General features: G+C 37.5%; 21 protein-coding genes and 1 other RNA gene. 21 read left to right on the top strand and 1 reads right to left on the bottom strand.

All coding sequences use genetic code 11. The features are described 5' to 3' along the window. Positions 1-73 precede the first annotated feature (73 nt). A complete protein-coding gene (locus PVV57_RS04520; protein ID WP_273783546.1) occupies positions 74-868 on the top strand; it encodes a molybdopterin-synthase adenylyltransferase MoeB in 795 nt (264 codons plus the stop codon). A gap of 861 nt (positions 869-1,729) precedes the next feature. Here PVV57_RS04520 and PVV57_RS04515 read toward each other — a convergent pair. Beyond that, positions 1,730-2,293, bottom strand: coding sequence for a cytochrome c family protein (locus PVV57_RS04515; protein ID WP_273783545.1), 564 nt, complete (start codon positions 2,291-2,293; stop codon positions 1,730-1,732). Between the two features lie 104 nt (positions 2,294-2,397). On the opposite strand from PVV57_RS04515, the gene PVV57_RS04510 reads away from it, so the two are divergent. The 20 genes from PVV57_RS04510 to rimP all read left to right on the top strand — a co-directional run bounded on the left by PVV57_RS04510 (position 2,398) and on the right by rimP (position 21,445). Further along, positions 2,398-3,129: a 3-deoxy-manno-octulosonate cytidylyltransferase gene (locus PVV57_RS04510; protein ID WP_273783544.1), complete on the top strand. Its 732-nt coding sequence runs from the start codon at positions 2,398-2,400 to the stop codon at positions 3,127-3,129. Further along, positions 3,126-3,989: a prephenate dehydratase gene (locus tag PVV57_RS04505; protein ID WP_273718249.1), complete on the top strand. Its 864-nt coding sequence runs from the start codon at positions 3,126-3,128 to the stop codon at positions 3,987-3,989. The genes PVV57_RS04510 and PVV57_RS04505 overlap by 4 nt, the downstream gene beginning before the upstream one ends. A 463-nt stretch (positions 3,990-4,452) precedes the next feature. Further along, on the top strand, positions 4,453-4,857 hold the full coding sequence (locus PVV57_RS04500; protein ID WP_273718247.1) for a hypothetical protein: 405 nt from the start codon (positions 4,453-4,455) through the stop codon (positions 4,855-4,857). 575 nt (positions 4,858-5,432) lie between these two features. Continuing rightward, the gene (locus PVV57_RS04495) at positions 5,433-5,576 is read left to right on the top strand and encodes a hypothetical protein (protein ID WP_273718246.1); all 144 of its coding nucleotides are present in this window, start codon (positions 5,433-5,435) and stop codon (positions 5,574-5,576) included. A 193-nt stretch (positions 5,577-5,769) separates the two neighbouring features. Beyond that, positions 5,770-5,867: signal recognition particle sRNA small type (gene ffs, locus PVV57_RS04490), an RNA gene on the top strand. A gap of 223 nt (positions 5,868-6,090) precedes the next feature. Further along, entirely contained in the window at positions 6,091-8,031 is a 1,941-nt protein-coding gene (locus tag PVV57_RS04485) for a DNA polymerase III subunit gamma/tau (protein ID WP_273783543.1), read from the top strand. A gap of 14 nt (positions 8,032-8,045) precedes the next feature. Then, positions 8,046-8,369: a YbaB/EbfC family nucleoid-associated protein gene (locus PVV57_RS04480; RefSeq protein WP_273718242.1), complete on the top strand. Its 324-nt coding sequence runs from the start codon at positions 8,046-8,048 to the stop codon at positions 8,367-8,369. A gap of 17 nt (positions 8,370-8,386) precedes the next feature. Beyond that, positions 8,387-8,992 (top strand): recombination mediator RecR, encoded by a 606-nt coding sequence (gene recR, locus PVV57_RS04475; protein WP_273718240.1) that lies wholly within the window; start codon positions 8,387-8,389, stop codon positions 8,990-8,992. Positions 8,993-9,041: 49 nt separating this feature from the next. Continuing rightward, the gene (locus PVV57_RS04470; RefSeq protein ID WP_273718238.1) at positions 9,042-10,070 is read left to right on the top strand and encodes a YeiH family protein; all 1,029 of its coding nucleotides are present in this window, start codon (positions 9,042-9,044) and stop codon (positions 10,068-10,070) included. Between the two features lie 891 nt (positions 10,071-10,961). Beyond that, positions 10,962-11,648: a tRNA (adenosine(37)-N6)-threonylcarbamoyltransferase complex dimerization subunit type 1 TsaB gene (gene tsaB / locus PVV57_RS04465; protein WP_273718236.1), complete on the top strand. Its 687-nt coding sequence runs from the start codon at positions 10,962-10,964 to the stop codon at positions 11,646-11,648. Beyond that, on the top strand, positions 11,648-12,139 hold the full coding sequence (gene rimI / locus PVV57_RS04460) for a ribosomal protein S18-alanine N-acetyltransferase (protein WP_273783542.1): 492 nt from the start codon (positions 11,648-11,650) through the stop codon (positions 12,137-12,139). The genes tsaB and rimI overlap by 1 nt, the downstream gene beginning before the upstream one ends. 31 nt (positions 12,140-12,170) lie before the next feature. Beyond that, positions 12,171-13,547: a tRNA (N6-isopentenyl adenosine(37)-C2)-methylthiotransferase MiaB gene (gene miaB / locus PVV57_RS04455; protein WP_273718233.1), complete on the top strand. Its 1,377-nt coding sequence runs from the start codon at positions 12,171-12,173 to the stop codon at positions 13,545-13,547. A gap of 163 nt (positions 13,548-13,710) precedes the next feature. Beyond that, the gene (locus PVV57_RS04450) at positions 13,711-14,796 is read left to right on the top strand and encodes a PhoH family protein (protein WP_404977238.1); all 1,086 of its coding nucleotides are present in this window, start codon (positions 13,711-13,713) and stop codon (positions 14,794-14,796) included. Positions 14,797-14,808: 12 nt separating this feature from the next. Continuing rightward, positions 14,809-15,300 carry an rRNA maturation RNase YbeY gene (gene ybeY, locus PVV57_RS04445; protein ID WP_273783540.1) on the top strand — a complete coding sequence of 164 codons (492 nt, stop codon included), beginning with the start codon at positions 14,809-14,811 and terminating at the stop codon, positions 15,298-15,300. 84 nt (positions 15,301-15,384) lie between these two features. Then, on the top strand, positions 15,385-16,410 hold the full coding sequence (locus tag PVV57_RS04440) for a hemolysin family protein (protein ID WP_273783539.1): 1,026 nt from the start codon (positions 15,385-15,387) through the stop codon (positions 16,408-16,410). After that, entirely contained in the window at positions 16,373-18,007 is a 1,635-nt protein-coding gene (lnt, locus tag PVV57_RS04435) for an apolipoprotein N-acyltransferase (protein WP_273783538.1), read from the top strand. The genes PVV57_RS04440 and lnt overlap by 38 nt, the downstream gene beginning before the upstream one ends. A gap of 149 nt (positions 18,008-18,156) precedes the next feature. Next, entirely contained in the window at positions 18,157-18,576 is a 420-nt protein-coding gene (locus PVV57_RS04430) for a helix-turn-helix domain-containing protein (RefSeq protein ID WP_012230643.1), read from the top strand. Between the two features lie 124 nt (positions 18,577-18,700). Further along, the gene (metK, locus tag PVV57_RS04425) at positions 18,701-19,969 is read left to right on the top strand and encodes a methionine adenosyltransferase (RefSeq protein ID WP_273783536.1); all 1,269 of its coding nucleotides are present in this window, start codon (positions 18,701-18,703) and stop codon (positions 19,967-19,969) included. Further along, positions 19,966-20,667, top strand: coding sequence for a tRNA (guanine(46)-N(7))-methyltransferase TrmB (locus PVV57_RS04420; RefSeq protein WP_273783535.1), 702 nt, complete (start codon positions 19,966-19,968; stop codon positions 20,665-20,667). Before metK ends, PVV57_RS04420 begins: the two co-directional genes overlap by 4 nt. 151 nt (positions 20,668-20,818) lie before the next feature. Further along, the gene (gene rimP, locus PVV57_RS04415) at positions 20,819-21,445 is read left to right on the top strand and encodes a ribosome maturation factor RimP (RefSeq protein WP_273718219.1); all 627 of its coding nucleotides are present in this window, start codon (positions 20,819-20,821) and stop codon (positions 21,443-21,445) included. Positions 21,446-21,489 lie beyond the last annotated feature (44 nt).

Below are 21,489 nucleotides of genomic sequence, written 5' to 3'. Positions count from 1 at the left end.
TATCCTAAAAGCAGGCTGGTCTATGCACCATAAACTTAGTAAACAATAAAAGAACTATGACAAGAGAAAATTCATGACACAAGAAACAGATACAAAATTCAATAACGAAGAAATCGAACGCTATGCACGCCACATCATTTTGCCTGAGATTGGTGGTGTGGGACAACAAAAGCTCAAAAAAGCGCGTGTTCTTGTTGTGGGTGCTGGTGGTCTTGGAGCGCCCGTCTTAACTTATTTGGCTGCCGCAGGCGTTGGAACCCTTGGAATTGTCGATAATGACACTGTTTCACTTTCCAATTTACAACGCCAAGTTATTCATAACACAAATGCAATCAACCAAAGCAAAACAGACAGTGCTGAAACCACTATAAAAGCAATAAATCCCCATGTTATGGTTGAAAAACACACCCTACGCTTAGATAAAAGTAATGTGGATAAACTGCTCAATGCCTACCATATCATTATTGATGGAAGTGATAATTTTACCACACGCTATCTTCTTGCTGATCACGCTGCCCAATGCAAAAAGCCTTTAATAAGCGGCGCTGTAGAACGTTTTAATGGCTCATTAACCGTCCTTATGCCGTATAAAGACAATAACCCTCACTATCGCGATTTATTCCCCACCCCTCCTGCTCCCGATATTATTCCAACATGTGCTCAAGCTGGAATCATTGGTGTTTTACCCGGTGTTATTGGAACCCTACAAGCAATGGAAGCGATTAAAATGATCACAAACATCGGAGATCCATTAGTAGGAAAGATTCTTCTCTATAATGGATTATCAGCGCAATTTAATATTATTACCTATAAACGATCAAATTCTAGAGAAAATACCATAGCGCTTAATAAGCTTGGAGAATCATGATGTTATCCCTACTCATTTTTAAAATTCTCGCGATATGTATTGAAACTGGAACACTGATGCTTTACCGCAAATCATCGAAACGCTGTAAACAAGGGGAACAATTAAACTTATCACAAATATTAGAAGAGCTTTTGTGGAAAAAATCCTTCTCTATAATGGATTATTAGCATAATTTTATATCATCTTTTAAAATGATGAGATACTCGTGTAAAGGGAGCTGCCATCAGTGTTTTTATGTAAAGAATTTTCGAGGTGGATAAAAATACAATCAGCAGACACTCTATTCAACTATTTTGCTTTTCACGCATAAAAATTGCTCCCCATAAAAGTGCTTCCTTCAAACCATAACTCATAAATAATCTCACTCATATTTCAGTTATGGATACGATAAAAGGTCAATAATCTGTATCTATACCTCTAACCCCAAGAAAAAACATCTATTCATCATGCCTCAGACAATGCCGCTTAGGATTATTGCACATCTAAGAACAATTAATTGTCTCTATCCATAAGAAAAACACATGGAGATTGATGTGCATAGAAGAGTTAAGATAAACCTCATTTAGAGCTTTAATCAAACAATCATTGCATCCAGAAGTAGAAAATTGTTGCTCATGCATTGATAATCCTTCAGCAATAATTTCACAGATAAATATATGTGAAAAAAGTGAAGCAACCAGGTCTTGAAAACCAATCTACAGATGACAGCGTAAAGAGTGTATTTTCTTAAAAGATCTCTTTAAAATAAACGGAGAAATATGCAACGTTAAGTATATTCTGTTTTACATGGGAAGGCGTTTCCCCTACCAAAACACCCATAAGAGTTCTTTCGATAAAATAATGAGCCATCTATGGTATAAGTTAGTTTGGCTCGTTTGCTTCATTATTATCTATGGGTATGGCAACAGGATGATCGGATAAACTGCGTAAATAAAGCAAAAGATCGGCACGATCTTGGTCATTTTTAATGCCACGGAAAGACATAGTGGTCCCCGGGAATGCTTTGCGTGGAGAATGCAGATAACGATCTAACGTTACAAAATCCCATTTTTGATCAGAATGTGCGCGCAACGCCCGTGAATACGCGAAACCTGCAGCTGATGCCAAAGGACGATTAACAATCTCCCAAAGAACTGGACCAACGCGCCCTGCTTGATTGCGTCCAGAAGTATGGCATATGGCACATTGACGAAAAATTTTACGCCCATTTTCAAAATCGCCTTGTTGAAGACGGCTATTGAGTGATATAGAAACGTTAGATTTTTTTTGTTTTTCTTCCAATGTATCATTCTTGGTAACTCTGTGATAATACTGGACTGATGTAGAATGATCGTAAACTATATCGCTGAGTGTGGAAATTCCTACAACAATAACCATCACACATAAACAAGCGCCAATAAAATAGATAACTTTCGAGTAATTCATAAAAACTCAAATGTTCACGGTTTCATTACCATTTGTAGTATAAGCTTTTTCTTTATAACACACAACATCATAAATGCATCACAGATGACATTTGGAATCTTGCAATGACTCTTGAACCGATTATTCTTATTCCTGCCCGTATAGGCTCAACCCGCCTTCCTAAAAAAGCTCTTGCTGAAATCGGTGGAAAGCCGATGATTGTTCATGTCGCAGAACAAGCCGAAAAAGCAGCAATAGGGCGTACGATCGTTGCAACAGATCACAATGATATCGCCAAAGTTGTTGCAGAGTATGGGCATGAATGTATCATAACACGAGGTGATCATAAGTCTGGATCTGATCGTATTTATGAAGCTTTAATGCGTATTGATCCTGAACAACGCTACGATACTATTTTAAATATACAAGGTGACCTCCCAACGATAATGCCCCGTGAAATCATCCATGCGCTACGCCCTTTAGAAAATAGCTTTACTGATATCGCAACTTTGGGCTCTCAAATCATTGAAGAAAATGAAAAAAAAGATCCCAATGTTGTCAAAATCATTGGGACACCGCTTTCTCAAAATCGCCTTCGTGCTCTTTATTTCACGCGCGCCACCGCACCCTATGGAGATGGTCCTCTTTATCATCATATTGGAATATACGCCTATCGGCGTGAAGCACTTGAGAGATTTGTTGCGCTTAAACCCTCCCCACTCGAGATGCGTGAAAAACTTGAACAATTACGCGCATTAGAGCATAATATGCGTATCGATGTGGAAATAGTCGATACAATTCCTTTAGGTGTAGACACACAACGTGATCTCGATAGAGTACGTAAGATTTTAGCATGAAAACACTCAAAAAAACCAATAAAATCTCTTTCCAAGGAGAATATGGCGCTAATTCCCATATTGCTTGTTCTAATATGTTCCCCAATATGGATGCTGTACCTTCCGCTACTTTTGAAGACGCCCTTAATTTGGTGGAAAATGGGAAAGCTGATCTTGCTATGATACCGATTGAAAATACTCTTGCTGGACGCGTTGCAGACATTCATCATCTTTTACCACAATCATCGCTTTATATTATTGATGAATATTTTTTACCTATTCATTTTCAATTAATGGTTTTGCCCGGTGTTACCCATGACGAAATTAAAACCGTCCACAGTCATACGCATGCCCTTGCTCAATGCCGAAAAATCATACGAAACAACAGTTGGAAACCTGTTGTTTCTGCCGACACCGCTGGAGCTGCGAAATTTATTAAAAAAAGTGCTCAACGTTCACAAGCAGCCTTAGCACCTCTGATCGCAGCAGAACTCTACGGGCTTGATATTCTTGAAAGAGATGTTGAAGATAACCCTCATAATATTACCCGTTTTGTTATCCTTTCACGATCCAAACGACATATCCTCAAACCCACAAATGGCGAAAAAATTATCACCAGTCTTCTTTTTCGAGTACGCAATGTCCCCGCTGCTCTCTATAAGGCTATGGGAGGATTTGCAACAAATGGTATCAATATGACAAAATTAGAAAGTTATCAAATTGGTGGAAATTTCAATGCAACACAATTCTTTGTTGACATTGAAGGACATCCTGAAGATCCCATGATGAAACTTGCCTTAGAAGAATTGTCTTTCTTTTCTGCTGAATTGCGTATTATCGGTACTTATCCAGCACAAAACGATCGCGCATCATATATATAAAAGCAACAAAACCATCATCATTTTTCACTGATAATGCTAAAGCAGAAAAAATGTAATATTTAAATTGCTTTGATAAGTTTTTTTGACAAATTACATTATGATAAATAGCAATTCAACGTGTACAAAGATCTATGTAAAAAATAACCGAAAACGAAAGCATTCGTACCATCCATTTTCCTTCATATAAAAGGAAGATTCTTAAGAAAAATATCATTTCCTATAGCAGTTTATTCCAACAAAAATAACGAACGTCTCAATTAGTACTAAAAACAATTTAACTGATCATCAGAGTATATTTGAGATAACAGATCATTCAAGCCTCTTGAGTTCAGGTAATTTTCAACGTGTTTTTATAAAACTATAAGATGCTGCTTCACCATATTTTTTGTATTATGTTTGAACTTTCCTATTTATAAAAACTGATTTATGATTCGTCCCGTTTTAAGAAAACAAGGAGAAGATAATGAAAAAAATCTTCACGCAAGGGTTATTCGCTGTAAATATTCTCGCCTACTCTAGTGTTGCGTTTGCTGGATTTGGTGAGAGAGAATGGAATTTTGCGCCAGATGAAAGTGTCACAATTGGTGCACCCGATACAATACAGCAAGGTGCTGAATATGGGTGCAAAGCATTTAAACCTGAAAAAGTATCTTTTACTTTATCATACTCATCTTCTTCTGACGTAGATAAACTACACATTGTTGCAGATGATGAAAAGAAAATAACACATGATAAAGAACATAAGATTTTTACGCTCAAAGATGTAAAATCCCTCGATATAGGTTTCCCTCCAGCAGGATATTATACTTTTAAAAATATTACTAAGGAAAAAGTTATTGGTATAGATTGTGATGCAGGAGATTTTTAATAATATTTCTCATCAGCATCTAAGTTTCAGTAAACTTATCCTTTTTTGCTTTTTTCAAAATATGGCATGATGAATGATTAAAGCTAGATTTGTAGGAGGGCTTTTTTACAGATATAGAAAATAAATATTTAAAGAATTTTTGCAGCAATTTAAATTGCTCTTTATATTCTCTGCCATCAGGCTCATTTTTAAATCAGTAAAACAAGTTCTGCCTTCATAATAGATTCAGCTTAAAGCGTTATAAAATACATTTACACAAATCACTTATATATAATCACTTAGCTAAAGAAGAGAAGTAACATTTTTTAGGTCTTAGATGTGTTTCTTATTTTGCTCAGTATAATAAATCAGAAAAATGAATAGAGCTATTCCAATATATAATCGCGCAAGGATATCCATATGAATAACCCGCACTACATTTTTTAGTGCTATGAGCGCTAAAAACTAAATTTTAGTTTAAATCATATTCATTCAAGCTTATGAAACAGTTTATCTCGCTCTTCTCTCATTAATAAAAAATCTCATTATTTAAAGGAGTGGTATATGAGTAAAAACGATTGAAAAAAGGAATAAAAATGCCTCTTATGAATCTTCTTAAATGCAAAGGATCACAATATGTGTTGGGGGCTTTTAACAGTATGAGGGGGCCGGCTATCCCTTATATTAAGCATAAAGATGGTGGTGCAAAATGGATTTATACTTCAGGGGCAGTAGATTAGAAGCGACTGTGTGAAATAGCGTTAGAAGTATAGAAAAACATTTCTTTAAAAAGCATATGAATGGATAAATCCTCAATCTCTTCATTGTTTATATCTCAATAAATTAAACGCAAAAGAAAAATTCTTTCTCGTTCTTATGATATTTTTCGTTTCTGAGCTTGATTTTTCATTCCAAATCGACAATATGAACTTGGGAGGTTGGTGGTGGACGAACTACTCGCCAACCGGGTCAGGTCTGGAAAGAAGCAGCCCCAACGAGTTTTGGTACGGGTCATCGTGCCGGCCTCCTATTTTGCTGAAGAGGTTATTTTTATGCTATGTTTTAGCGAGGCATTTAATCTTCAGAGTGGCATTTTTATGCAGCATGTAAAGGGATTTGTTTATTTTTAAGCAAATATCCCATAAAAAATACATTGATTGAGAAAAAATCCTTTTATATGAGAGTACAGTATTGACCTATGCTTTGTGTATGATCAAAATGTACGCATAAAGAACTTCGAAGTTGGAAACATTCATGGAAAATGTACCGGGAGAAACAGCCTATCGTGTTCTTGCTCGTAAATATCGACCTCAAAACTTTTCTGACCTCATTGGTCAAGAAGCTATGGTGCGTACTCTCACCAATGCCTTTGAAAAAGGTCGTATTGCACAAGCGTGGATGTTAACAGGGATTCGTGGTGTAGGTAAAACGACAACGGCACGTATTTTGGCACGTGCGCTCAATTATAAAACAAAAGATATTAACCAACCAACAACTGTATTAGAAACTCTTGGTGAACATTGCACACAAATTATCGAAGGACGCCATATTGACGTTATAGAAATGGACGCCGCTTCTCATACGGGCATTGATGATATTCGTGAAATTATTGAACAAATACGCTATCGTCCTGTTTCTGCACGCTATAAGGTTTATATTATCGATGAAGTTCATATGCTCTCAACGCAAGCCTTTAATGGTTTGCTGAAAACTCTTGAAGAACCACCATCCCATGTAAAATTTATTTTTGCCACAACAGAAATTCGCAAAGTTCCCATTACAATTCTTTCGCGTTGCCAACGTTTTGATTTGCGACGAATTGAATCAAAAGCTTTGAGTGCGCATTTGCGCAAAATTGCGCAATATGAAAAAGTAGAAGTAGAAGATCAAGCACTCTCTATGATTGTTCGTGCTGCAGAAGGCTCTGCACGTGATGCATTATCCATTTTTGATCAAGCGATTGCCCATAGCAATGGCAATGTTAATGCTGCTGCAGTGCGTACGATGTTAGGATTAGCTGATCAAGCACGTATTATTGATCTCTTTGAACTTATCATGAAGGGTGATGTTATCCATGCATTACATGAATTACGCAGTCAATATGATGCAGGCGCTGATCCTCTTACGATATTAACAGAATTAGCCGATTTTAATCATCTGGTCACACGTTTACGTTTCACACCAGAAATAATGGAAGATTTCTCACTGACTGAAGAACAACGTTTAAGAAGTTTAGACTTTTCAAAAAAACTTTCCGTTCCTGTTTTGTCCCGAAATTGGCAAATGTTACTTAAAGGCTTACAAGAAGTTAATCAAACTGCACGTCCACTTCAAGCAACTGAAATGCTTTTAATTCGTCTGGCGCACACAGCTGATCTCCCCACTCTTGATGAAGCTTTAAAAAAACTTACGCAAGAAAAAACACCTCTCACGCTCGCTACAAACTTTTCTCATCAAGAATCGATAAGTGCAAATAATATAACAAAAGAAACAACAATTAATGTTCCTGCTTCCTCAAGCGTTTCAAATACATTACCAAATCAATTAGGCCTAAAAACATCCTTGCAAGATCCATTAGACCACTCCTTAAAACCAGAAAATTTCATTAAAAATCAAACTCCCGATAACACAAAACCCCAAGAAGTAACAGAAACTCTTGAAACTTCTCAATCTACCGATTTTTCTGAAAATATTGCAAATTTATCGCATTCTGTCACACAACCAGCCGAAGAGATGACTGAACCTAAAACTCTCGTGATTAATTCTTTACACGATATTGTTAAATTAGCCGAACAGTATAATGATGTGCCTTTCAAACTCCTTGTTAAAGAATTTGTTCACCCTGTTTCTTTTGAAACTGGACGTATTACTTTAAGACTTTCTGAAAATACCCCCAAATTTCTTGCTCATGAAATCGAAAAAAAAATCTCTCAATGGGCTAAAAAAAGCTATGTGATAACTTTCGTTAAGGAAGGAGGCGGTCCAACCTTACAGGAAGAAAGTGTAGCGATTCAAAAGACTCTTTTTTCCCATGCAGAGACAGATCCTGATATCGCGAAAATTCTCAACCATTTTCCAGAAGCAAAAATTGTCGATATTCGACTCAATAGAGAAGAAAATGATCTTGATTTACCCCCCGATACCTTTAAAAATACTGATCTCTTTAAAAATGAAAATGATAGCAATGATGAATAAGGATACCTATTCCTATGCGTGAAATGATGAGCATGATGAAAAAAGCCAAAGAAATGCAAGAGAAAATGCAGAAAATTCAAGAGGAAATGGTTAATCTGCAAGCGACCGGCACTGCAGGGGGTGATCTCGTCAGTATCACTTTAAATGGCAAAAATATTATCACAGCAATTCAAATTGATCCCTCACTACTCAAACCTGAAGAAGCTGAAATTCTTGAGGATCTCATTATGGCAGCTTATAATGAAGCAAGGGCAAAAATTGACAACGCATTAGAAGAAAAAACCAAAAGCATGACGGCAGGACTACCACTCCCATCAGGTTTCAAGCTTCCATTTTAATGTATGGGACAAAATATATGTCTAAATACATTGCAGGACCTGAGATTGAGCGTCTCATTCAGATTTTAGCACGGTTGCCAGGTCTTGGTCCGCGTTCAGCGCGTCGTGCTGCGCTTCATCTTATTAAGAAAAAGGAAACTTTGCTGGAGCCTTTAGGAACAGCAATACAAGCAGCGATAGAAAAAGTCGGCATTTGTTCTGTTTGTGGTAATGTCGATACCATTGATCCTTGTTCAATTTGTACAGATCCGCGACGTGATGATACAACGATCATTGTTGTTGAGGACATTGCTGATCTGTGGGCTCTTGAGCGCGCAAAAACTTTAGCCGCACGTTATCATGTATTGGGTGGACGACTCTCACCCTTAGATGGAATAGGTCCTGACGAACTCAATATTGCCACTTTAATACAACGTGTTGTACAAAACCCAATTACTGAAATTATCCTTGCTGTCAATGCGACTGTCGAAGGACAAACAACTGCCCACTACATCACCGATCAGCTTTCCAATTTTTCAGTTAAAATTACGCGACTTGCTCATGGTGTTCCTGTAGGAGGCGAGCTCGATTATCTTGATGATGGAACTTTAGCAGCGGCTGTACAAGCAAGAACAAATCTTTAAAACTTTTTCATCTTAACCTTTAGCTCTTCAATGATGGGGGAATATTCAAATGCTAAAGAAAAACCTCTCACTTTTAAATAACTTTGGTCCTGGTATTTTAGTATGTTTACTCATATCAGCTTTAGCGTATGGTTTAGAAGTTCTAGAAAAACAGCTTTTGGGACAAGCATGGCTTGAAAGTCTTGTTTTAGCAATTCTCTTAGGATCTGTTACCCGTAGTTGTTTTAGGATGCCAACATATTTTCAAAAAGGTATAACTTTTTGTGCCAAAACACTTCTTGAAGTTGCTATTGTCCTTCTAGGAGCAAGCATTAGTATTTATTCCGTTCTTTCCGCTGGTTGGGTTTTGCTTGCGAGCATCGTATTCGTTATATTTGTAACAATTATTCTTAGCTTTATCATTGGTCGATTGTTCGGACTTTCTATGCATTTGGCAATGCTTGTTGCTTGCGGGAATGCTATTTGTGGGAACTCAGCCATTGTTGCTGTAGCTCCTGTTATTCAAGCAAAACATGAAGAAATAGCTGCATCAATTGCTTTTACTGCTCTTTTAGGGGTTCTTATTATTTTATTTCTCCCTTTTACACAGCCACTTCTCAATTTGTCATTCAACCAATATGGTGTGCTTGCTGGTATGGTTGTTTATGCCGTACCACAGGTTTTAGCAGCAACCGCATCTGTTTCTTTTACCAGTGTTCAAATTGCAACTGTTGTGAAATTGGTACGCGTTCTCATGTTAGGACCTCTTATTTTTGCTCTCTCAATCATCTATCGCCGCTCAGCAGAAACACGCTTTCGCTTACATACTCTCGTTCCATGGTTTATTATTGGTTTTATTATGATGATGCTGGTGCGCTCAAGCAATCTTATCCCCGAAACAGCTCTCAATTCTATCAAATTTATTGCTCAATTGTTCACGGTCATTTCGATGGCCGCATTAGGACTTGGCGTTGATATTCGCTCATTAAAAAAAGCAGGATGGCGCGTTATTTTGGCGTCATCCTGCTCCATAATTATCCTCGGTATTTGTAGCCTTATCATGATACAATTGAACGATTTAAATCATATAACACTTTGAAATATTATTGTTTCTTTTTTCAATGGAGCATGCAATCAATCCGAAGGCTTACTGATATTAAAATCAGCTCTTTCATAAAATCAGCAAAAATTCTAAAAATTTCCTTATTATTTTATACAAAGAATTGAAAGAGCTGTGATATTCAGTAAAAACTATCAAAATGGCTTTTTCAATCGGCCTTTCAGTCCATAATGATTTGCAATGGAAGAGTATCAAAACAATGCCATTTCTTTCATTTCTGCTCTTATGAAGCTAAAGTTTTTAAAAAAAATTGATAGAATATACTCTTTAATGAAAGCGCACCTCTTAAGAAGAACAGAACGACCAAAGCAAAAATATATTTATGTTGTACATTCATGTATGTGTAAAAAAATACCTTTCAAGGCACATGCCCCCCTTTCACGATAGTGTCCGTGAATAATATCATTAAAAATCCCCCATGACGTGTATAAAATCTATTGCGCAGCCCAATCTTTACGTTTGAGAAGCAACAAGTCGGTAGCACCATACTCTTTCTAGCTCCCAATGTTGAATAGCTCTTGCATTAAAATGATCTTTTCTTAAGTAATTTTATTCATACACCAACTCTGCTTATGACATATAAGAATATGGTTTTGATTTATGAGCTTAAAATGAAAAAATCTTATAATGTTCAAGGATTTAATTTTTTAGGATTTTATTGAACATAGAAACAATAAATTATCATGATCAATCAATTTATGATAACTAAAACAAATAGGAATCAAATCAACACCTCGTCCTATTCATAACAAGATATTGTTGCTTATTGGCACTAGCAACTTTCTTACAAATGAACTATACGATGATAAAAAAGATTAAAAATACATTAGATACCTTTTGTCTATCGTCTTATTCAATTAAAATATTTTTATGCTTATTCTTGCTATCGATACTGCTTCAATTTATTGTGCTGTTGCGCTCATTCATCATAAGTCTGTGATTGCGCGTCTTAATGAGCGCATGAATAAAGGACATGCTGAAAGACTTATTGGGCAGATTACACAAATAATGACACAAGCCAATATGACGCTTGATCAAGTTGAGCGTATTGCGGTTAATGTTGGACCTGGATCGTTTACTGGTGTGCGTGTTGGTGTTGCCACAGCACGCGCTTTGGCATTAGCACTTGAAATACCCGCTGTTGGAGTGAGTGCTCTTGAAGCTTTAGCAGCACAAGTCACAACCCGTAAAAATCTTGCATCAGCAATTACTGTTGTCATTGAAGCAGGCAGAGAGATGTTCTACCATCAAAATTTCCATAAGGATCTCACATCTTTGGGAGAACCAGGATTCAAAACAATTGAAAATATCCTCGAAGATTTGCCTCAAAAAACCCTACTGACTGGCCCAGCAGCTGATATCGTTATGCAGCATATTGAAAACCATAAAATAAACGAAAAAATTATCCTAGAAAAAATCCCTTGTGAAGCAGCAGATATTGTGAACTATGCTTATCTTGCTGCAAACAAACAACCACAAAATTCGCCTCGCCCGCTCTATCTACGCAACGCTGATGCAAAACAACAAACTAATTTCGCGTTACCACGAAAAAAATAATGTTTAAATTTTCATTGACAAAAAAGCTTTTTGGAATTGCTCCACTACACGTTAATGATAGTGTTTCTCTTCACCAAATTCATCAATATTGTTTTACCCCTTCTTGGGAAAAACAAGCTTTTGATACCTTTTTAACAGATCACTCTATCTTTGGGTACAAAGTCTTCCTCATTGATCACTCTGATCAAGTTTTAGGCTTTTGTCTATGCCGTCTCATTCTTGATGAAGCAGAAATCATCACAATTGCTGTCCATCCTCATTATCGTCAACAAGGAATTGGTACCTTACTTATCGATCATACAATTCACCATCTTCACGATAAACGCGCTATAAAATTATTCTTGGAAGTAGAATCCACAAATCTTTCTGCTTTAAACCTTTATCAACGCTTTAAATTTCAAAAAATTTCTGAACGTCTAGCCTACTACCCGTCAAAAAATAGTCGTGGTGATGCAATTATTATGCAAAAAACTTTTAAGCAAATAGATTGAGATTTATGTAAAAAACATTTAGACAAGCACTATGAATAAAGTAACCCCTAAAAATACATCTCCTGTTGCTCCTAAAAAGGTTTTTATCAAAACTTATGGGTGTCAAATGAATGTTTATGATAGCCAACGGATGACTGATAGTCTCAGTTCACAAGGCTATGTGACAACGCAAACACCAAATGATGCCGATCTTATTCTTGTTAATACCTGTCATATTCGTGAAAAAGCAGCAGAAAAACTTTATTCTGATCTGGGGCGTTTGCGCGTTATGCGTCAAGAGCGAACACCTGATAAACCCTTGACAGTTGGTGTAACGGGTTGTGTTGCACAAGCTGAGGGAAGTGAAATCTTACGCCGTGCTCCAATAGTGGATCTTGTCATTGGTCCGCAAATGTATCATCGTTTGCCAGAATTATTAGAAAAAGCCAAACAAGGCAAAAAAATTATCGAAACGGATTATGCTGTTGAAGATAAATTTGCTCATTTGCCGCCTCATAATAAACGTGCCGTAAGAAAGCGGGGGGTTAGCGCGTTTTTAACAGTACAAGAAGGCTGCGACAAATTTTGTACCTTTTGTGTTGTTCCTTATACACGAGGCGCTGAAATATCGCGCTCCGTCGAGCAAATTACCGAGGAAGCCCGTCAACTCATTGAAGCGGGTGTTAAAGAAATTACGCTGCTTGGACAAAATGTCAATGGTTGGCATGGGAAAAGTGCTGATGGCAAAACTTGGCGTCTTGGTGATCTTCTTTATCATCTTGCCAAACTGGATGGTTTAAAGCGTTTGCGTTACACAACCAGCCACCCGCGTGATATGGATGATAGCCTTATTGCCGCGCATCGAGATCTTGATATGTTAATGCCTTACCTCCATCTTCCTGTTCAATCAGGTTCAGATCGCATCTTAAAAGCCATGAACCGCCAACATAAAAGCTCTTATTATCTTCATCTTATCGAAAAAATTCGGGCTGCACGGCCAGATATTGCCTTTTCAGGTGATTTTATTGTAGGTTTTCCAGGAGAAACAGATGAAGACTTTGAAGAAACCATTAAGCTCATTCAACAAGTACAGTACAGTTCAGCTTATTCTTTTAAATATTCCCCCCGTCCTGGAACAGTGGGAGCCACAATGAAAAATCATGTTGATGAATCTGTAAAAGATGCGCGACTTCAACATTTACAAGTTCTTCTCCTTGAACAGCAAAATACATTTTTACGTTCTAAAATTGGTCAAAAAACGGATGTTCTTATCGAAAAACCTGGGCGTCACTCAGGGCAAATGGTGGGACGTTCCCCTTGGCTTTTACCTGTTGTCGTCGATACAGAATCCTCTACAGGAAGCGTGGTAGAAATTCATATTAAAAATGCAAGCTCAAATAGTTTTGTCGGTGAAGTGACAAATAGATAAATATGCCTCTACCACCTTGTTCATAATAAAGATTTTAGAAAACTCTTTTATTTTCAAATAAAATGATTACATCTAAAGCATGAATTTTTATGAAAGAAAATTTGTCTTTTATAAATTTTACTCAAAAAAAAATGTTTAATATTGATGTAGATAGGAGAATAGACTGAAAGCTTCAACTAAAAAAATAAATGCTGACATTGAAAAAATTGATCCCTTGGAACAAGAAAGCGCTTCAGATACGAGTCAGGTTGTTTTGATTTTCGAAAATAATAAATATGCAAAAGCAGTTTTTGGTAAATTTGATGAAAATCTTGCTTATATCGAAAAAAAACTCAAACTTAGTATTCATCCGCGTGGCAATGAAATCTTAATCCATGGAAATATTTCTGTTATAAAACGTGCGCGATATGTATTGCAACAGCTTTATGAACGTGTCAAAACACATCAAGAGCTCACTTTATCAGATATAAAAGGAGCGATTACTATGGCAAGTATAGCTCAGAAGCAGAAAGAAGACACCATAACACACAAATCTGCAACGAAACGTATACCAGCACGGCTGAGTACCCATAAAAAAATAATTCATGCACGGACTCCAACACAAGATGCTTACATACGCGCTATGGAGCATACTGAACTTGTGTTTGGTGTAGGGCCAGCTGGCACAGGAAAAACGTATCTTGCTGTTGCTCATGCAGCAATGCTTTTAGAACGTGGTATCATTGAACGAATTATTCTCTCACGTCCTGCTGTTGAAGCTGGAGAACATCTGGGGTTTCTTCCCGGTGATCTAAAAGAAAAAGTCGACCCCTATTTACGACCACTTTATGATGCTCTTTATGATATGATGCCCGCTGAAAAAATAGAACGCATTTTAGCGTCTGGTGTCATAGAAATTGCTCCTCTTGCCTTTATGCGCGGGCGAACACTTTCCCATGCTGCTGTTATTCTTGATGAGGCACAAAATACGACACCCATGCAAATGAAAATGTTCCTCACACGTCTTGGAGAAGGAACACGTATGATTATTACCGGTGATGTAAGCCAAATTGATTTGCCTATAGGGCAAAAATCAGGTCTCATTGAAGCAATCCGCATTCTTTCAAACGTAGAAAATATTGCAATTGTGCGCTTTGATGAAAAAGATGTTGTACGCCACCCGCTTATTGCTGCTATCGTTCATGCCTATGATCGTGATTCTGAAATACAAAATAAAAAAATCACTCGCGTGCGATGCATTAAAAAATGAATTTGATTCATCATGATTATTATTGATATAATGGTTAAAAGCGCAGGGTGGAATGATGAGAAAATGCTTTATAATATCACCGAAAAAGCATTAACGACGGCGATGCATCATGTTTCATTGGAAAATGTTGTAAGCGAGATTAGTTTGCTTTTTACGAATGATGAACATATGGCACAAATCAATGCACAATGGCGTGGTAAAAACAAATCCACCAATGTATTATCCTTTCCTGCTTTTCCAATTAAAGCTGGAAATCCTCCTGGCCCCATGCTGGGTGATATTATTATTGCGCGAGAAACCGTTGTTCTCGAAGCAGAAAAACAAGGAAAAACATTTCAAGACCATTTAACGCATATGATCGTTCACGGTATCTTGCATTTGCTTGGCTATGATCATGAAACTGATGATGAAGCACATCAAATGGAAAAACTCGAAAGAGAAATTCTTCAAAAGCTCTCCATAAAAGATCCTTACGCTGAGTTATCTATAAATGATAAAATTTAACTTTTAACATCAATATGACAAGCATACAATTTAAAGCCTTTCATTCATCTATTATAAAAAGAAAGTTTAGAAGATTTTAAAACCATGGCAAACAAAATAAATGCACAAAATAATAGTCAAACATCTTCTAATAATGAAAAAGATCCCTCTCAACAAACGAATCATACAGAAAAATATTCCCTGATGAATCATTTGTTTTCATTCTTACGGGGGCGTAATTGTGCATCTACGTCACTGCGCGATGATCTTACCGTTGCACTTGCAACTAACAATGAAAAAGATACCTCTCTCTTCTCACCTGAAGAACGTACTATGCTGCATAATATTTTACGCTTGCGTGAAGCACGCGTGGATGATGTTATGATCCCGCGTTCTGAAATTGAAGCACTAGAAATAAACACCTCACTTGGAGAAACCCTTAAATGTTTCGCAAAAATTGGTCATTCTCGCATACCTGTTTATGCTGAAACTTTAGATGACCCGCGCGGCATGATCCATATCCGCGATATTCTTAACTATATGACTCGCTTTATTATCAGCCCTACAAAAAACGAACAGAAATCCGATTTGCCTCAATTAAACCATACAGATTTACATACCCCAATCGGTGAATTGGATTTGATCCGAACCGTTCTCTTTGTTCCCAGTTCTATGCTTGCAAGCCAATTATTAACACGGATGCAAACCACACGAACACAAATGGCTTTAGTTATTGATGAACATGGGGGAACAGATGGTCTCGTTTCAATGGAGGATATTGTTGAATTAGTCGTTGGTGATATCGAAGATGAACATGATCATGTCGACAATGCTATCGTACGCGAACACAACAATAAATGGCTCGTTGATGCAAGAACCGAACTAGAAGATGTGGAAAAAGCTCTTGGTCCTGATTTTATCGTAGGGGAATATGGTGATGAGGTTGATACTATTGGTGGTTTAATTGTCTCCATTCTTGATCGTATTCCTGCAAAAGGTGAAGTTATCGAAGCTGTCCCTGGCTATAAATTTCGTATTTTAGAAGCTGATAAACGCCGAATTAAGCGGTTGCGCATTTTTCGCATTCCAGAAAATGAGAATCTTGAAAACAATGCTATCCCTAAAGAATAGTCGAGCGTTTTTAAACAATTTCATCGTTTTTTTGTTCTCTGTTACCAGCTGGAAGAGGCAGGTGTGGATATTTCTATGTGGCGCTCTTACTTCCTTTGCACTTCCACCCTTTTATTTAACACCTCTTTGCTTTCTAACTTTTCCTATTTTTATTGTTTTGCTTGACTCAATAAGGTCCTCCCCAAATAATAAAAAACGTTTTTTTACCTATGCTTTAAGCTGTGGAACCTTTGGTTTTAGTTATTTTATTTGCGGACTTTGGTGGCTTTGCAATGCTTTGTTGACAGATCCAGATTCTTTTGGTTGGGCAGTCCCACTCGCCATTTTATTTCCTCCTCTCTACCTTTCTCTTTATTGGTTTTTTTCTGGTTTCATTGTCGGTTTATTATGGACAAAAGGAATAGCACGCTTTTTTGTTTTAGCCTTTGCCTTAGGATTAGCCGAGTGGTTGCGTGCGTTCTTATTCACAGGATTTCCATGGAATGCTCTTGGCTATACAGCCATGCCAACCCCAATGTTTATGCAATCTGATGCAATCGTGGGACTTTACGGAATGAATATTCTTGCTATCTTAGCCTACAGTTTGCCAACAGTTTTACTCACAGATGAAAAAAAGAAAGCAGCACTTTTTCTTTGCGTATCACTTATATTCATTCACAGTGGTTTTGGATTTTATCGTCTCCATACGATAGAAAACACAGCTGAAGATCAAAAAAACAATTATTGGGTACGCATTGTTCAACCTTCTATCCAACAAAATATAAAATTGCGCGATAATACAAGAGAAGCTATGTTGGAAGCGCATATGCAGCTGAGTGCGACACCAATAACTGGTAAAAATCCAGAACCCGATTTTATCGTATGGCCTGAAGCTTCTATTCCTTACCTTCTCTATGATAACTCTTCTATCACAATGCATATTGCCTCTCTTTTAAAACCTAAACAATGGGCTATTATCGGAGCAATACGCGCCAGTGATGATCTTTCTCATTCCCAAATGCAATATTTTAATACAATTGCAGTCATTAATGCTCAAGGTAGTATTTTACACACTTCCGATAAACTTCACTTGGTCCCTTTTGGTGAGTATCTTCCCTATCAAAATTTATTGAAAAAAATTGGATTACGTACCCTTGCTGATAATATTGGTGGATATAGTGCTGCACATGTGCGCAAAACTGTCACAATGCCAAACGGATTTTCTTACCTGCCCTTGATTTGTTATGAAGCGATATTTCCCCATGAAATGACTTTTAAAGGTTCACCGCCTCAAGCAATCATTAATGTTACAAATGATGCATGGTTTGGTGTAACACCAGGCCCCTATCAACATCTTCAACAAGCACAGCTTCGTGCCATTGAACTGGGAATCCCCCTCATACGAGCAGCCAATAATGGAATATCAGCTGTTATTGATTCTTATGGACGAATCGTTGTAGCTCTTCAACAAAATGCTGTGGGCATTATTGATTCAAAAATTCCATCATCCATTACCTCTATAGGAAGCAATGAATACAGAACTTTCTCTACTTTTATCTTATTCATCCTTATGCTATTGTGTCGTATTGGTTTTGGTTCTACAAAACAGCTTAAATGATTCAAGTGCTCCTTGAGCAGTATTATGTTGCGTGTACCAGTAATATTGGGAAAAATATTACATTGTTATTTTAATTATATGATAAATCAACTTCGCGTAAATCTGATGTTGGTTTAAAAGAAAAGTGCTGGAAATTAAAGAGTTGCATTATGACCGAAACTAGAAAAAAACCTGACCCTATAGATATCTATGTTGGAACTCGTATCCGTTTACGTCGTAATATTTTAGGACTTACTCAAGAAAAACTAGGTGAAAAATTAGGCATTACTTTTCAGCAAATTCAAAAATATGAAAAAGGAACAAACCGTATTGGTGCCAGTCGTCTTCAAGCGATAGCAGAAATTATGGATGTTCCTGTTTCTTACTTTTTTGATAAAGGACTTACCTCTCAACAAGTAGAAGGTTTTGCTGAAAGTGATCACAATTTTATGGACTTTTGTTCTAGCAGCGAAGGTATCCAGCTCATGCGGGCTTTTACGAATATATCTGATGCTAAAGTGCGTCGAAAAATCATTGATTTGGCAAAAGCACTTTCTGAGGAAGATTTGACAAATAAGCTATCAAATTAAAGTTATTTTTTTCTCTCTTGTTCATATAAATTTGTATTGACGATTTGCTTTGGAATTGGCAAGCCGGAGCAATTTTAGTAGGCAATTAATTGAATTGTTGGTTTTCTTTTTTGAAGGAGTTCCTATGCCGCATAAAGATTATCTTTTTACGAGCGAATCAGTATCGGAGGGACATCCTGATAAAATTTGTGATCGTATTTCCGATGAAATCGTTGATATGATCTATAAAGAAGCGCAAAAGACTGGGACTGATCCGTGGTTAGTGCGCGTTGCTTGTGAAACTCTCGTCAGTGTAAACCGTGTTGTTATCGCCGGTGAAGTCCGTGTTCCCGATACGCTCTTAAAAAAAAATAAAAATAAAGAGTTTATCTATGATGAAACTGGCTTTCCACTCATTAATCCCACGCGTTTTCGTAGAGCAGCGCGCCGTGCTATTCGCGCCATTGGCTATGAACAAGCAGGTTTCCATTGGAAAACTGTTAAAATTGATGTTCTTTTGCGCCCTCAATCCGCTGACATTGCAAGAGGCGTTGATAATGCAACAGATCGGCATGGTGAAGAAGGAGCAGGTGATCAAGGCATCATGTTTGGATATGCTTGCCGTGAGACACCTGATCTTATGCCTGCGCCAATTTATTATGCGCATAAGATTCTCAAACTTCTTGCCGCAGCCCGCCATAAAGGAGAAGGAGAAACTGGGAAATTAGGACCAGATGCTAAAAGCCAAATCACCATACGCTATAAAGATGGAAAACCTATAGAGGTAACATCCATCGTTCTTTCAACGCAGCATCTTGACGAAAGTTGGGATTCCAATAAAGTTCGCACAGTCGTTGAACCTTATATTCGTCAAGCTTTACATGATATTCCCATTGCCGCTCAATGCAGTTGGTATATTAACCCAACAGGAAAATTTGTCATTGGTGGCCCTCAAAGCGATGCTGGACTGACGGGGCGCAAAATTATTGTTGACACTTACGGAGGTGCTGCCCCCCATGGAGGAGGTGCTTTTTCAGGAAAAGATACGACTAAAGTTGATCGTTCTGCAGCGTATGCGGCGCGCTATCTGGCTAAGAATATTGTTGCTGCTCATTTAGCAGAGCGATGCACCATTCAACTCTCCTATGCAATTGGTATTGCACAACCTTTATCAATTTATCTTAATCTGCATGGAACGGGAAAAGTCGATGAAAAGGTTATTGAAGCCGCCATTCGCAAAATAATGGACCTTTCCCCCACTGGAATTCGCAAACATCTTGACCTTAATAAACCGATCTACACAAAAACAGCTGCTTACGGTCATTTTGGGCGAAAACCAGAGCATGATGGTTCGTTTTCATGGGAAAAAACTGATCTCGTGAAAACGCTTCAAACAATGATCGAAATTCTATGATTAAACATAATACACGCAAGAGTGAAGCCTTTTTTGGACGCCGACAAGGAAAGCGGCTGCGAAACAGTCAGCTCGCGCGTGTAAAAATTCTCCTCCCCAATTTTAATATTGATTTAAATGTCCCTCCTCCCTCAAACCTTACATCCTTATTTTCAAGCAAAGTAAAAGAAATTCGACTTGAAATTGGCTTTGGTGGCGGTGAACATTTACTCCATGAAATGGAACATTTTCCACAAACCGGTTTTATCGGTATCGAGCCCTTTATCAATGGCATGGCAAAAATATTGTTTTCCCTTGAACAGCATACACACCATCAAAATCATCTTCGGCTCTATAATGATGATGCTACACGCCTGCTTGACTGGCTCCCTGATAACTCACTTGATGGCATAGATCTTTTCTATCCTGATCCTTGGCCGAAAAAGAAACACTGGAAACGACGTTTCATCAATATAAAAAATCTTAACCGTTTTTCTCGTGTTCTTAAAATGGGAAAAAAATTTCGCTTTGCTAGTGATATAGACAGTTATGTAAACTGGACCCTCTATCATTGTGCACACCATGATCACTTTGAGTGGAAAGCAGAAAGCCCTCAAGATTGGAAAACCCCTTATCCACTATGGAGAGGAACCCGCTATGAAGCAAAAGCTTTACGCGAAGGACGAGCACCTGCCTATCTTACCTTTATCAAGAAATAAATGATCAAGTGCTTTTCTCATAAACAACTTGAAAAAATTTGAATTTAAGAGTATCAATAGCTAAATTCTTGGTCTTATGATGAAGAGTGGGTCGTTGGACCTGCTCTTTTTTAATATCGTAAAACTGACGAAAATAACTTGGATAAAATGTATGAACGAAGCTGAAAAAATAAGCAATCTTGACGAACCACGCCTGTTTGAAGAAGATGGTATCGAGGCACGGGTTGCTGCTCTTGTCATACCACTGCTTAAACCTTTAGGTTTTCGTTTGGTTCGTGTGAAGCTTCTTGGACAAAATGGTTTAACACTTCAAATTATGGTTGAACGGGCTGATGGTTCTCTGACCGTAGAAGATTGTGAAAATGTTAGTCGGACTGTTTCCCCCCTCCTTGATGTGGAAAATGTTATTGACCGCAAATATCATTTAGAAATCTCATCCCCTGGAATTGATCGTCCATTGGTAAGAAAATCTGATTTTTTTCATTGGCAAGGACATCTTGCAAAAATTGAAACCAAAATAACCATTGATGGACGCCGAAAATTTCGTGGAACACTTACCAATATCACGCAAGATGGATTTATTTTAAACACTGATAAAGCTGCTTATGGAGAAGCCATGTATTCCTCTATTTCTTTTTGTGATATCATAGGCGCGCATTTAGTGCTTACCGATGAGCTTATTCGCGATGCATTGAAAAAAAATAAAGATTTAAGTCAACAATTCATTTCCGAAGATAATCCTACCGACTCAATAAAGACGCTCAATTCCAAAAAATAATATCACTGGGAAATACCCATCGTGTGGCACAAAGAAGGAGAAAA

This window comes from Bartonella sp. AU15XJBT, assembly GCF_028618615.1.
In the GTDB taxonomy this organism is placed as follows: Bacteria; Pseudomonadota; Alphaproteobacteria; order Rhizobiales; family Rhizobiaceae; genus Bartonella.
The sequence above is the reverse complement of the archived record's forward strand: the minus strand, read 5'-3'. Positions and strand labels throughout refer to the sequence as shown.